Annotated in this window: 12 protein-coding genes; 9 read left to right on the top strand and 3 right to left on the bottom strand. The window is 71.8% G+C overall.

Going from position 1 to position 12,128, the window contains the following annotated elements:
• Positions 1-6: 6 nt before the first annotated feature.
• From POL72_RS10215 to POL72_RS10190, 6 genes are all read left to right on the top strand, one after another.
• Positions 7-255 carry a hypothetical protein gene (locus POL72_RS10215; protein ID WP_012238571.1) on the top strand — a complete coding sequence of 83 codons (249 nt, stop codon included), beginning with the start codon at positions 7-9 and terminating at the stop codon, positions 253-255.
• Positions 256-264: 9 nt separating this feature from the next.
• Entirely contained in the window at positions 265-885 is a 621-nt protein-coding gene (locus tag POL72_RS10210; protein ID WP_272094873.1) for a hypothetical protein, read from the top strand.
• A gap of 190 nt (positions 886-1,075) precedes the next feature.
• Positions 1,076-2,524, top strand: coding sequence for an AgmX/PglI C-terminal domain-containing protein (locus POL72_RS10205; RefSeq protein WP_272094872.1), 1,449 nt, complete (start codon positions 1,076-1,078; stop codon positions 2,522-2,524).
• 209 nt (positions 2,525-2,733) lie between these two features.
• Entirely contained in the window at positions 2,734-3,309 is a 576-nt protein-coding gene (locus POL72_RS10200) for a hypothetical protein (RefSeq protein WP_272094871.1), read from the top strand.
• Between the two features lie 95 nt (positions 3,310-3,404).
• A complete protein-coding gene (locus POL72_RS10195) occupies positions 3,405-4,733 on the top strand; it encodes a hypothetical protein (protein WP_272094870.1) in 1,329 nt (442 codons plus the stop codon).
• Between the two features lie 77 nt (positions 4,734-4,810).
• Complete coding sequence (locus POL72_RS10190) at positions 4,811-5,326, top strand: polysaccharide biosynthesis/export family protein (RefSeq protein WP_272094869.1); 516 nt, start codon at positions 4,811-4,813, stop codon at positions 5,324-5,326.
• Positions 5,327-5,381: 55 nt separating this feature from the next.
• Here POL72_RS10190 and POL72_RS10185 read toward each other — a convergent pair whose 3' ends face one another.
• Positions 5,382-6,284, bottom strand: a complete 903-nt coding sequence (locus POL72_RS10185; RefSeq protein WP_272094868.1) for a PPC domain-containing DNA-binding protein — start codon at positions 6,282-6,284, stop codon at positions 5,382-5,384.
• Positions 6,281-8,305, bottom strand: coding sequence for an OmpA family protein (locus POL72_RS10180; RefSeq protein WP_272094867.1), 2,025 nt, complete (start codon positions 8,303-8,305; stop codon positions 6,281-6,283). The genes POL72_RS10185 and POL72_RS10180 overlap by 4 nt, the downstream gene beginning before the upstream one ends.
• 175 nt (positions 8,306-8,480) lie before the next feature.
• Between POL72_RS10180 and POL72_RS10175 the strand changes: the two genes are divergently transcribed.
• From POL72_RS10175 to POL72_RS10165, 3 genes are all read left to right on the top strand, one after another.
• Positions 8,481-9,140, top strand: coding sequence for a Maf family protein (locus POL72_RS10175; RefSeq protein WP_272094866.1), 660 nt, complete (start codon positions 8,481-8,483; stop codon positions 9,138-9,140).
• On the top strand, positions 9,137-10,678 hold the full coding sequence (locus tag POL72_RS10170; protein ID WP_272094865.1) for a hypothetical protein: 1,542 nt from the start codon (positions 9,137-9,139) through the stop codon (positions 10,676-10,678). Before POL72_RS10175 ends, POL72_RS10170 begins: the two co-directional genes overlap by 4 nt.
• A gap of 84 nt (positions 10,679-10,762) precedes the next feature.
• Complete coding sequence (locus tag POL72_RS10165) at positions 10,763-11,026, top strand: hypothetical protein (protein WP_012238561.1); 264 nt, start codon at positions 10,763-10,765, stop codon at positions 11,024-11,026.
• On the opposite strand, the gene POL72_RS10160 is transcribed toward POL72_RS10165, so the two are convergent.
• Positions 11,007-12,077: an RluA family pseudouridine synthase gene (locus tag POL72_RS10160; protein WP_272094862.1), complete on the bottom strand. Its 1,071-nt coding sequence runs from the start codon at positions 12,075-12,077 to the stop codon at positions 11,007-11,009. The two genes, POL72_RS10165 and POL72_RS10160, sit on opposite strands and share 20 nt — an antisense overlap.
• Positions 12,078-12,128 lie beyond the last annotated feature (51 nt).

The raw sequence follows: 12,128 nt of genomic DNA, 5'->3' as shown, positions 1-12,128 counted from the left end.
ATGAGCATGTACAAGGCACTTGCGCTGGGTTCGGTCCTGCTCGCGATCCTCGGCCACGGCGCGCCGGCGAGCGCGCAGGAGAAGGGCAAGCAGCGCGGGGTCATCACGCTCGCGGAGGTGACGATCACGGGCCGCATCCAGAAGCCGATCGCGGCCGTCGACGTCAGCCGGATCCAGCCGAAGCTCACGCTCGCCGAGCTGCGTCAGCCGTTCCTGGACCGCATCGAGCAGGCGATCTTCAAGGAGCCGTTCTAGGCGGGGGGCGTGTCCGCCGTCGCCCTGCTCTTGAGCGCGCTGTCGATCGCGTCGAGCGCCGCCTGCGCCGCGATCTCGTGGAAGCACCCTGCGCAGGTCGCGCGCGTGACCGGCGGCGACCTGATGTCGCTCGCGCGCTCGCTCCGCGCGCTGCCCGGCGAGGCGCGGCTGGCGGAGCTCGCGAGGCGGTCGCCGCCGGAGAGCTGGGAGCGCCGCCTCGCGATCGAGGTCATGGCCGCCGCCGACCCGCGCGCGAAGATCGCGGCGGCGAACGAGCTCCTCGCCGAGGTCGAGCAGCGGCTCGACGTCGGCGCGGGGTGGCCGCGCGCGGCGGCGCGCCTGTCGGCGCTCGCCGCGCTGCTCCTGGCCACGCTCTCGTACCTCGCGCAGGCCGGGCCCTCGGTCCTCGCGCTCGTTTTGGGCGCGGGGGGCGCCGGCGCGATCGCGTCCGCGGCCGCTGGGCGGGCCGGCCGCGCCGCCGCCGCGCGAGGGCGCGAGGCGATCGACGCGCTCGTACGGATCGCCCTGGAACCACTCGATGGCGCCGATAGCGCCGATGACGCCGATGGCGTCGGGGGCCCAGGGGCCCCTTCCGGAACACCTCGACGCTCTCGACGGGCGCCCAGGTGAGCGCGGCGCGCTCTCCTGGACCGCCCCGAGATGTCCGTGTACCCTCGCAAATTATGGTGCCCTCCGCTGCGCGGCGCGTCGCTCGCGGATCCGGGCCCGGGGCCTGCCGGGCCCCGGGGCGCGGCCCCGCCAGCGGCGCGCGATCGCGATCGGCGCCCGCTTCGTCCCCCCTCTCCCGGAGCCCTTTGGAATGACCCAGCAGCACCCGCAACCCACCCCGTCGCGCCCCGGGCAGCCCGGGCAGATGACCGCGGTCATGCGGGCGGTCGCACCGGTGACCGGCCCGAAGGTCCTCAGGATCGGCCTGGTTCAGGGGGGAAAGGTGATCGAGGAGCGCGTCATCAAGCAGCGCACCCACGTCACCATCGGCCCCAGCGAAAAGAGCATGTTCGTCATCCCGAGCAAGAACATCCCGCCGAATTTCCGGGTGTTCGAGCTCGTGGGGGGCGAGTACTTCCTCAACTTCCTGGACGGGATGACCGGTCGGGTCGCCTTCAAGGCCGGCGTCTCCGAGCTCTCCGCGCTCAAGTCATCCGCCAAGCGTGTGGCGGTCGGCAATGTCCAGGCCTACCAGGTCCAGCTCACCGAGGAGGCGCGCGGCAAGCTCGTCGTGGGGGAGACGACGTTCCTCTTCCAGTTCGTCGCGCCGCCGCCGGTACAGCCCAAGCCGCAGCTGCCCGTCTCGGTGAGGTCGGGGATCGCGAACGACATCGACTGGACGACCACGATCATCGCCGCGTTCTCGTTCCTGTTCCACTTCGGCGCCGTGGGGTCGATCTACTCGGACTGGATGGACCCGGTGGTCGACGATGAGCTCGACGTCGCGCAGCTGCTCGAGTCCGTGAAGCAGCTGCCCCCGCCGCCGGTGGAGCTGCCGCCGAAGGAGGACGCCGAGACGCCGGCCGCGACGGCGGCGCCTGCTGCCGAAGCGCCGAAGGCCGCCGGCGGAGGGAACAAGGGCGCGGCGGCTGCCAGCCCGGGGAAGGGCTCTGGCGGGATGAACGACGCCCGCGCGTCGGCGCTCACCAACGAGCTCGCGCAGCTCGACATGCAGATGCTGGGCGCGCTCAACTCGAGCGGGAACGCGACCGCCAGCGTCCTGAGCTCGGGCGACGTGCCCACCGGCTTGCTCGAGAATGCGGCCGCCTCAGGGGCCGGCGTCGGCAAGGGCGGTGTGGCGGGATTGAACATGGGCGGCGCCGGGGGTGGCACTGTGCGACCTGGCGCGGCCGGCGGTGGTGGCCTCGCCACGATTGGCAACACCGGGACCAGCGGCCCTGCGACGGCCGGCTCGGCACAGACGGTCAAGGGGCCGGTCGGCAACGCCCAGGTGGGCGGCGCCGCGGTCTCCGGCGGGAGCGTCTCGAACGCGCCCTCCGTCGTGGCCGGGATGACCGCCGGCTTCCGTCGTTGCTACAACAAAGGTCTTCAAGAGGACCCGAGCATGAAGGGCTCGGTCCGGATCACCGCGAAGATCGGCCCCAACGGCGAGGTGCTCTCGGCGACCCCCTCCGGCGGCGGCGGGCTGTCCGGCACGGTGGTCTCGTGCGTCGTCGCGCGCGTCCAGAGCGCGCAGTTTGCGCCGCCCGAGGGCGGCGGCGCGACGGTTGTGATTCCTGTCACTTTCGTGAGCCAATAGCCCCCGATGCTTCCCGGATCCGTGGACAAGACGCAATCCTCTCTCCTCGCTTGAACGTGAATGGCGTGGTGATGTCGCGCATCGAAACGGGAAGAGCGCCGTACGGGTGCTCCCGACGGACGCGCGCTGCTGCTCGGCATGTTCATTGCGTTTTGACAATTACGTCTGCCCGCACCTATACTGCGCGGGTCTGACTTCCGGAGGCTTCGATGAAGCGTGAACAGATCCCTGGCTTCGCCGCAGTGGCGCTGATCTCGGTCGTGATCGGCCACGGGATCGCCGCTGCGCAGGCGCAGACGGCGCCTCCGCCGGACGCCTCCGCCGGCCTCGCGCGGCAGGTGACGCTCTCGCCTGCGGAGCAGCTCGCGCAGAGCGAGACCTACCTCGCCCGGATGGACGGCGCCCGCACGTCGGTTCGTCGCCAGCTGGAGACGGCCCGGTCGCAGCGCGACGTCGTGAAGACGCTCTGTCTTGACGACAAGCTGAATCAGATCGACGTCGCCATCCGCTCCGCGCGCGAGCGGCGGCAGGGCCTGGAGCTCGCCGTGAATCGGCGTGACGTCGATCTCTCCAACCATGAGTTCACGATCCTGACGGTGCTGCGACAGCGGACCGAGCAACTGACGGCTGAGGCCAACCAGTGCATCGGACAGGAAGCAGGCTTTATCGGCGATAGCGCCGTGACGGCCACGATCGATCCGAACCTCCCCAAGGACGATCCTTCCGAGTATCCCGTCAGCCAGATCATCATCGAGCCGCCTGCGTGCAGTAGCTGTTTTCGGTAGGCGACCGCCTCTCTCGGATTGCCACTGCCCAATAGGCGATGAAACTTCGTGAAACCATAGCCGCTGCTGCAGTCACACTCACTCTGTCCCCGGCGTTGGCCCTGGCGCAGGATCAGCCGTGGCTCAAGGATCGGCGCTACACCGAGGGCATCGGGATACGCACCGGAGATCTCGAGCTGCATCCCGGGGTGGCTGCGGAGTTCGGCTATGACTCCAACTTCTTCCGCCGAGACGAGAAAGACGACGCCAGCCGGGGTGATATCGGGCCTGTCGGCTCGTTGCGGCTCCGGATCACACCGTCGTTTTCGCTCTCGACGCTGAGCCAGCAGCGCCAGGAGGTGACGCCCGACGCGTCGCCGCCAGACGTCGAGTTTCGCGCCGGCATCGCCGCGACCTATGAAGAGTTCTTCCCGGTATCCGGCAACGAGGTAGGACGGGAGCGGCTGAGCGATCAGCGGAACATCGGCGGCCTGCTCGACGCCAAGCTGACGATCTTGCCCCGACGCCCCTGGTCCGGGATCCTCGACGCGTCGCTCGGCCGGACCATCGCCTCTTCGGATCTCGGGATTTCCAACCAGAGCTTTCGGCGCCTCCACGCCGACGCGGGGGCGGAGCTGGTGTGGACGCCGGGCGGCGGGCTGCTCGACTGGCGGCTCGGCTATCGCTTCCTGGGCACGTTCTTCGAGGTCGATGAGTTCGACAGCCTGACGAACTTGCACCACACGATCCGGACGCGGGGTCGCTGGCGCTTCTTGCCCCGCACCGCGCTCATCTACGACGCGTCGCTCGGGTTCGTGAACTACCCGAATCCGGCTGCGCAGCTCTCGTCTCATCCCCTGCGCGCGCAGCTCGGCATCAACGGCCTCGTGACGTCGTCATTTGGCCTCCTCGCGATGGCGGGCTGGGGCGCGAGCTTCTACACGTCAGACAGGCAGGCCGAGGTGCACGACTTCGACAGCGTCATCGGTCAGCTCGAGCTGAAGTGGTACCTGACGCCGAACCCGTCGGCCGATCCCGAGGCGGCGACGCTCGCGCTGTCGTCGCTGTCGGCCGGCTTCACGCGCGATTTCCACGACAGCTATCTCGCGAGCTACTACGAGCGCGATCGCGGTTACCTCAAGCTGACCTACTTCTTCGGCGGGCGCTTTCTGCTGATCGCCGACGGCGGCGTGGCGGCCCATGTGTATCCCGCGATTCCGGGGAACGGGGCAAACTCCACGTCTGCGGATGCCTGGACAGACGTCCGCGTCGACGCGTCTCTCTTCGGCGAGTACCGGATAGGGGACTCGCTGGGGATCAACTCGACGCTGCGTTACGGCAACAACATCAGCAGCACATCTCTGCTGCCTCCCGGCGAGGCGACGCCGAACTACCTCGGATGGCAGCAGTTCGAAGCCTACCTGGGCGTGCGCTGGTTCATGTGATGCGGCGTCCTGGTCGGTGGACCGCCGCCGTGCTCGCGCTGGCCCTCGCTGCGTGCTCAGCGCGAAAGCCCCAGCCAGTGAACCTGCCTCCGCCGGTGGAGGCGACGACCATCGGGGTCGGCGACGTGTTCGACCTCCGCATCGTCGGAGAAGACAAGCTCCCCTCGACGTTCACCGTCGCGCCGGATGGCACCGTCGACTTCCCCTATGTGAAGCGGCTCAAGGTGTCGGGCCTCGAGCCTCAGGAAGTCGCGGAGCTCGTGCGGGCGAAGCTCATGGAGGGGCAGATCCTCACCGATCCCAGCGTGAGCGTGAGCATCAAAGAGTACAACTCGAAGCGGGTCGAGGTGCTCGGCGAGGTGCAGAAACCCGGATCCCTGCCGCTCCAGCCCGGCATGACGCTGCTCCGCGCCATCTCGATGGCGGGAGGGTTCAACAGCATCGCGGACAAGGATCGGGTCACGATCCGCAGGAAGTCTCAGGGCAAGACGGTGTTTGCCACCGTCTCGGTCGAGGACATCATCGACAACAAGATCCCCGATGTGCCGCTCCAGGCAGGGGACTCGATCCACATCGCCCAGCGCGTCTTCTGAGCGCCGAGGCGCCGTCTGCCACCTCCCGACCGAGGTGGCGCGGGCGCTGTCGCTCTCAGTTCTTCCGTGCGAGGCGGAACTGCTTCTTGCCTGTCGCCGCGTCGACGGTGGGAGGCTCGATGCGGAGCATCGTCAGCGAGACCTCGCGCACGCGGCCGTCGCGCTCCTGGCGGAGGCGGATCCGCTCGCCATCCGAGCTGATCACAATACAGTCGCCGAAGTGAAAGTGGGTCACGTTGTCGCCCACTTCCGGATAGGGCTCGTCCTCCTGGCGAGGACGGGTCGGGCGCTGCGGTAGCGGGGCGGCGGCGAGCTCCGCGGAGCCCGATGAGGCCGCGCGCGGCGGCTCCGCGGCGGGCGCCGGGGGCGTCGCGCGCGGCGGCTCCGCGGCGGGCGCCGGAGGCGTCGCGCGCGGCGGCTCCGCGGCGGGCGCCGGAGGCGTCGCGCGCGGCAGCTCCGCGGCGTGCACCGGAGGCGCCAGGCGGGGTGGCTCGCCCGCGAGCGCGGGGAGGGCCGACGACTGGGTTGCTAGCTGCATCGTGCCCGTTCGATCGTCGAACACCCGCACCAGGGGCAGATCGTCGAACGCCGTGACGCGGAGCTCGAGCCCGTAGACGCGCGCCCAGACGAGCTCGCCGGCGGCGAGCTGGAGGCCGACGCCCGACTCGCGGGCGAGCGTGGCCGACAGCCGAAGCGAGGTCTCGCCCTGCTGGAGCGCGATGTTCCCAGAGAGCGCCACCACGTCGCACGGGCCGTCGAGTACGCGCGTCTTCGCGTAGGTGCGGGAAGCTTGATCGAACAGCGCCACTTCGGCCTTCTCGAGCGAGCCTACCCCCTCGATCCAGCCGGCGCGCGCCTCAGCCTCATCGAGGGCGCGCACCAGCGCTGCGGGGAGCTCCTCGCCCCGGTCGAGGCGGATGATCAAATGGCGGGCACGGCGTGCCTCGAGGACATTCATCGCTGTTTCTTTTCTCCGGTCGTCGAGGGGGCGGCGCCCGGAGCACCCGGGGCTCTTTCAGAGCGCCGAGCACGGGTCGCCGTCACCTCGATCTGGGGCGCGCCAGGCGCGCGCTTGGCTGATGGGTCGCCGGCGGCGGCCGTGATCCGGTCCGCCGGCAAGCCCGCGTTTGCAAGGAGATCCTTGACGGCGCTCGCGCGCGCGCCCGCGAGCTCGATGGCGCGCGCGGACTGATCGCCCTGACGATCGGCGTAGGCCTCCACGATGACGATGTCGAGGGGCATGCGCCCGCGCATGAGCTGCGCGATCATGCCGAGCTGCGCCGCGAGGGCTGGCGGCACGCGGGCGCTCGCCGCCGGGAAGCGGACCAGGCCGTCGAGGACGACCTGATCGCCGGACCACCGCGGCAAGGACCTGCCGCCCGGCTCAGGGCAGCCGTCGGCGTCGTTCGTGCCGTCGATCGTCTCGGCGGTCACGGGGCATGCGTCGGCCGCGTCGGCCACGCCGTCCTCGTCGTTGTCGCGCTCGGGGCAGCCGTCGTCGTCCTGGAAGCCGTCGCGATCCTCGGCGCTGTTCGGGCACTGGTCGCTGGCGTCAGGGACCTGGTCGATGTCGTTGTCGGGATCCGGGCAGCCGTCGTCGTCCTTGAAGCCGTCGACGTCTTCCGCGCCCATGGGGCACGTGTCGCTCGCATCCAGGATCCCGTCGCCATCGTTGTCGGGATCGGGGCAGCCGTCGCTGTCCTGGAAGCCGTCGCGGTCCTCGGCGGCGTTCCGGCAGGCGTCAGCGTCGTCCGGGACGCCGTCGCTGTCGTCGTCCGCATCAGGGCAGCCATCGCTGTCCTGGAAGCCGTCGATCGTCTCGGGCTCGTCCCGGCACCTGTCGCGACCGTCGGGGATCCGATCGCCGTCGTTGTCTGGATCGGGGCAGCCGTCGCCGTCCCGAAAGCCGTCGCGATCCTCCGCGGCGAGCGGGCACTCGTCGTCGCGATCCAGGACGCCGTCGGCGTCTGCATCGCGCCCCGTCGGCGCATAGCGGAGCCCCAGGTTGAACCGGAAGCGCGGCGCGGTGAGCGCGCCGTCGGAGGCGAACGGGATGGCGCTGCCGCCGCCCACGGACAGCGAGACGTCGCCTGCGAGCAGCGGGGCGCTCGTGGCCGAGAGGATCCACTCCGCCGGCACCAGCGGCGGGGCTCCGGCGGGCTGCTCGGCGAGCGTGTAGAGGGCGAACGCCTCCGCGGACGCCGCGAGCCAGCGGTCCGGGAGCACATCGACCGAGGCGCCGAGGGCGCCGAGGAGCTGTGGGCCGACCTCGGTATCGATCAGCGTGCTCGATCCACGGAGCCGGGCCCCGACCTCGGCCGCGAGCAGGAGCTTGCCGAGCCGGTACGCCGCGGTGACGCTCGGCGCGAGCGTGACGGTCCCGGCGCTGGCGAACACCGACCCGTCGCCGGTGGGCAGACCCAGATCGAGGCGCGCTGCCAGCGAGAAGCCGTCGAGCGGACCACGCTGGGCCGGCGGCAAGATCGCGAACGCGGCGCCCAGGCGCGCGTCGCGCATCACGCTGCGCTGGAGCTCCGTGTCGGTGCCGAGGACGTCGGAGAAGCCTGCACCGTCCTGGTACAGGGTGACGGGGGCGGCGACCGTCACCTCCAGGCGATCGGTGAGCCCGAACGACGCCAGGAAGGTCGCGTCGACCATGTTGTCCAGCGCATGGATGACCGTCCCCTCGGGGTCGGGCGAGTCGGTGCGCAGGCCCACTGGCCGCGACAGGTAGCTCGCCACGAGGCCGAACGAGGCCTTCGCGTCCGGAGCCGTCCCTGTGCTCCCCACGGCGAAGAAGGGGCCGCCGCCTGCGTGAGGCCAGAGGTTGTCGGCGTCGATACAGCCCGACAGCCCGCTGGCCGGCGCGCACTCGTCCGCGCGCGCCGGCGCCGGAAGAAGGAGGGCTGCCGTGAAGACCCCGGACACCACCAGCAGCGGGAGGCTCGATCGTGCAGGCACCCTCCGGTTGGCGCGCATCGCGCCCGACCCTCTACTACTGCCGGGGGGAGAGTCAAAAGAGCAATCGACGCGTCGCGATCCGCTGGCGTCCGGGGCTCGGTTTGCGTCGGATTGCGTCGTGCTCCGCGGTCGCGTTCGCGCCGTGCTAGGACCACGCCCGGCCGGGGCCGGCGCCGCCGGCGTCCGCACGATCATGATCGATGACTCGCACCCGCTCCTGCTCGGCTCCGGCTCGCCGCGCCGGCGAGAGATCCTGACTACGCTCGGCCTGCCTCTCCGCGTCGCGGCAGCCGAGGTCGACGAGGCGGGGCGCGCCGGCGAGGACGCCGCTGCCTACCTGGAGCGCGTCACCCTGGCGAAGCTCGCGGCCGCGCGGCGCCTGCGCCAGGCGGCCGGGGCCGGCGCGATCCTCGTCGCCGACACGTCGGTCATCCTCGGCGATTCCATCCTCGGCAAGCCGCGGGACGAGGGCGACGCGCGCGCCATGCTCCGCGCCCTCTCGGGCCGCGAGCACCAGGTCTGGACGCGGTTCGCGATCGCCGACGGCGATCGGGCCGACGTCGCGACGGCATCCGTCGCGGGCCCCGCCGAGGCGCTCCACGCCGAGACGGTCGTCACGCGGGTGCGCTTCCGCGGGCTCGACGACGACGAGGTGGCGTCGTACGCGGCGACCGGCGAGGGGCTCGACAAGGCCGGCGCCTACGCGATTCAGGGCATCGGCGCGTTCGCCGTCGCGCGCATCGACGGCTCCTATTCGAACGTCGTCGGTCTGCCCGCGTGCGAGGTCGTCGCTGCGCTGCGGGCCACCGGCTTGCTCGCGCGCTTCCCGCTGCCGCTCGCGCGCTCGTCATGAGCGGCGGCGCCTCGGTCGTCGCGCGTCGGCGCGACGCGGGCACGATCTTCGCGCTCGCCCTCGCCGCGCGGCTCGCCGTCGTCCTCTGGGCGGCCGAGCGCTTCCCGCCCACCGCCGACGGGACGTACTACCAGCGCATCGCCGAGCGGATCGCGGCGGGGCTCGGCTACACGTGGCTATGGCCGGACGGCGTCGTCACGTACGCCGCGCACTACCCGGTGGGCTATCCGGGCGCGGTCGGCGCGCTGTACGCGCTGCTCGGCACACACCCCGCGGTCGCGATGCTGCTGAACGCCGTGCTCGGCGCGCTCGCGGCGCTCGCCGTCCATCGCCTGGCGGCCCGCGCTGCGCCGCGCTCGCGCGCCGTGCCGGCGCTCTCCGGTGGGCTCGTCGCCCTCCACCCCGGGCTCGTCGCATATACCCCGGCGCTCATGACCGAGGGCGTCACCGGTTCGCTGGTCGCCTGCGCGGCGTGGGCGTCCGCGAGGGCGCGGGAGCGCCGCCCCGCGCTGGCCCCGTTCGCCGTCATCGGGCTGCTCCTTGGCGCCGCCACCCTCGTCCGCCCGCAGGCGCTCCTGCTCGCGCCTCTGTTTGCCGGCCTCGCCCTCTCGGGCTCTCCGCCTGCGGGCGGTCCCCGGCTCCTCTCGCCGTTTGTCGCGCGCGCGGCGCCCGTCCTGCTGACCGTCATCGCGGCGCTCCTCGTGTGCGCGCCGTGGACCGCGCGCAACTGCTTGCGGATGAACCAGTGCGCTCTGGTCAGCGTGAACGGCGGATGGAATCTCCTCATCGGAGCGGACCCGGCGTCCACCGGCGCCTGGGCGCCGGTCCAGGTACCCGAGGCGTGCCGCGAGGTCTTCGATGAAGCCGGCAAGGACGCCTGCTTCGGCCGCGAGGCGCGCCGGTACATCGCGGAGCACCCGGGCGAATGGCTCGGGCTCGTGCCCAGGAAGCTCGCGGCGACGCTCGACTACTGCGGCGCGGCCGGGTGGTACCTCCACGCTTCGAACCCGTCGGCGTTCAGCGAGGCCCACAAGGTCGCGCTCGGCGCCGTCGAGACCGTCTTCGAGCGCGTCGTCCTCCTCGCCGCGCTCGTGTGGGCAGCGCGCAGGCCCGCGCAGGCGCCCGGCGCAGCTCGCCGCCCCTCGCTCGCGCAGCGCGCGCTGGACATCGCTCGGCTCGCGCTGTTCGCGCTGGGGGTCGTCGCCGCGCTGCACATCCATGCATGGGTGGGCTACATCGCGCTCCTCGGCCTCGCGCTGCTCAAGGGCCGCGCGCTCCTCCGGGCGCCGGTTCTCGTGGGCGCAGCGCTCGCCGTCCTCGCTGCGACCGCGGCGACGCACGCCGTGTTCTTCGGTGCCGGGCGTTACGCGCTGGTCGCGTTCCCTCTCCTCTCGGGGCTCGCCGCCCTCGCCGCGGCGCGCCAGGAAGCGGATCGGCCTGCCGCCGGCGCGCCCGGAGCGACCACCCACATGCCCGCCGCGCCCCTCGCGCAGCCGCGCGGGTCCGGGGGCGGGTCGTCGGACGACGAGCTACTTTGACAGCGCCGCCTGGGCTGCTGCATCCTAGGCCCCCGTCGGCTCGGGAGCGCGTGCCCCCGGCTGGTGAACCTGGAGGAGAGACGGATGCCCTTGATTGAAACGGAAGAGGCGGCGCGCCGCCTCGCGCGCGCCATCGCGAGCGATCTCTCGCTCTACAACGAGGAGAAGATCGTGCAGGGCATCCAGCAGGATGACCTCTTCACGGTCTTGTCCGAAGAGATCGAGGAAGGGCGCGCCCTCTACAAGAGCCGCGTCTCGCCGGACCTCTACCAGAAGAACTTCTACGACCGCGCCCTCGTCGACATCCTGATCAAGTCCAAGGGCCACATCAAATCGAAGATCTGGTAGCGAGCGCCCGCAGCTGGTCGAGCGCCTTGCGCATGTCCGCTGGCAGCGCGCTCTCCCAGCGCACGGGCTTCTGCGTGGCGGGGTGGATGAACCCGAGCACGCGCGCGTGGAGGGCTTGCCGCCCCAGCTCCTCCGCGATCGCCCGTATCGCCGGCTTCTTCGGCGGCTTGCCGTAGAGGGGGTCTCCGAGGACCGGCGTCCTGCCGCGCTCGGCGAGGTGCACCCGGATCTGGTGGGTGCGGCCCGTCTCGAGCGAGCACGCGACGACGGTCGCCGCGTCGCCGAGCCTCTCGAGCACGCGGACGTGCGTCACGGCGCGGCGCGGCGCGGCGACGCGTGAGCCGGGCGCGCCGGCTCCGGAGCCGGGCGCGCCTGCGCCGCCGCGGATCCACGACGTGAACCGGAGCCTGTCGGTCGGGTGCCGGCCGTGGAGCGTGTCGTAGGTGGCGTCTCGCGCCTCGCCGGCGACGATCGCGGCGTACTCGCGCTCGATCGCGTGCCTTGCGAACCGATCTTTCAGCGCCTCGCGGGTGGGCTCGTCCTTCGCCACGACGAGCAGGCCGCTCGTCCCTCGGTCGAGCCTGTGCACGATCCCCGGGCGGACGTGGCCCATGGGATCGCGCGGATCGGCAGGCGCCAGGGCGAAACCGGGCAGGGCGAGCAGCCCGTTGACCAGCGTGCCGGACTCGTGGCCGCGGGCCGGGTGCACGACGAGCCCTGCAGGTTTGTCGATGACGAGCAGGTGCTCGTCCTCGTACACCACCGGGATGGCCACGTCGGGCTCGGCCGCCGTGGGCGAGGGCGACGGCTCTTCGGGGCGGACCTCGACGAGCGCGCCTGCGCGCACCGCCACCGACGCGCGCGCCGGCACCCCGTCGACGAGCACCCGACCGGCGGCGATCCACCGCTGCACCGCCGCGCGAGAGGCCGCATGGCCGGCGCGGTCGAGCAGGTGGACGACGAGCTTGTCGAGCCGGTCACGAGGGTCGCCGTCGTCCACCTGGAACCGGAAGTGGAGCGCTCCTGCACCGGCAGCCATCGCGTTCGTCACGGACGTCGTTCACGGCCGAGCGGCGCCAGGGCGAGGGCGTCGCGGCCGCGC

The organism is Sorangium aterium (genome assembly GCF_028368935.1).
GTDB classification, from domain to species: Bacteria; Myxococcota_A; Polyangia; order Polyangiales; family Polyangiaceae; genus Sorangium; species Sorangium atrum.
Note: the sequence above shows the minus strand (reverse complement) of the source record. Positions and strands in the feature narration are given on the sequence as shown.

What these genes read in the sequence shown, in the direction of transcription:
- POL72_RS10215 (WP_012238571.1), top strand. Translation starts at nt 7, where the DNA reads ATGTACAAGGCACTTGCGCTGGGTTCGGTCCTGCTCGCGATCCTCGGC.
- POL72_RS10205 (WP_272094872.1), top strand. Translation starts at nt 1,076, where the DNA reads ATGACCCAGCAGCACCCGCAACCCACCCCGTCGCGCCCCGGGCAGCCC.
- POL72_RS10200 (WP_272094871.1), top strand. Translation starts at nt 2,734, where the DNA reads ATGAAGCGTGAACAGATCCCTGGCTTCGCCGCAGTGGCGCTGATCTCG.
- POL72_RS10185 (WP_272094868.1), bottom strand. Translation starts at nt 6,284, where the DNA reads ATGAATGTCCTCGAGGCACGCCGTGCCCGCCATTTGATCATCCGCCTC.
- POL72_RS10180 (WP_272094867.1), bottom strand. Translation starts at nt 8,305, where the DNA reads ATGCGCGCCAACCGGAGGGTGCCTGCACGATCGAGCCTCCCGCTGCTG.
- POL72_RS10175 (WP_272094866.1), top strand. Translation starts at nt 8,481, where the DNA reads ATGATCGATGACTCGCACCCGCTCCTGCTCGGCTCCGGCTCGCCGCGC.
- POL72_RS10170 (WP_272094865.1), top strand. Translation starts at nt 9,137, where the DNA reads ATGAGCGGCGGCGCCTCGGTCGTCGCGCGTCGGCGCGACGCGGGCACG.
- POL72_RS10165 (WP_012238561.1), top strand. Translation starts at nt 10,763, where the DNA reads ATGCCCTTGATTGAAACGGAAGAGGCGGCGCGCCGCCTCGCGCGCGCC.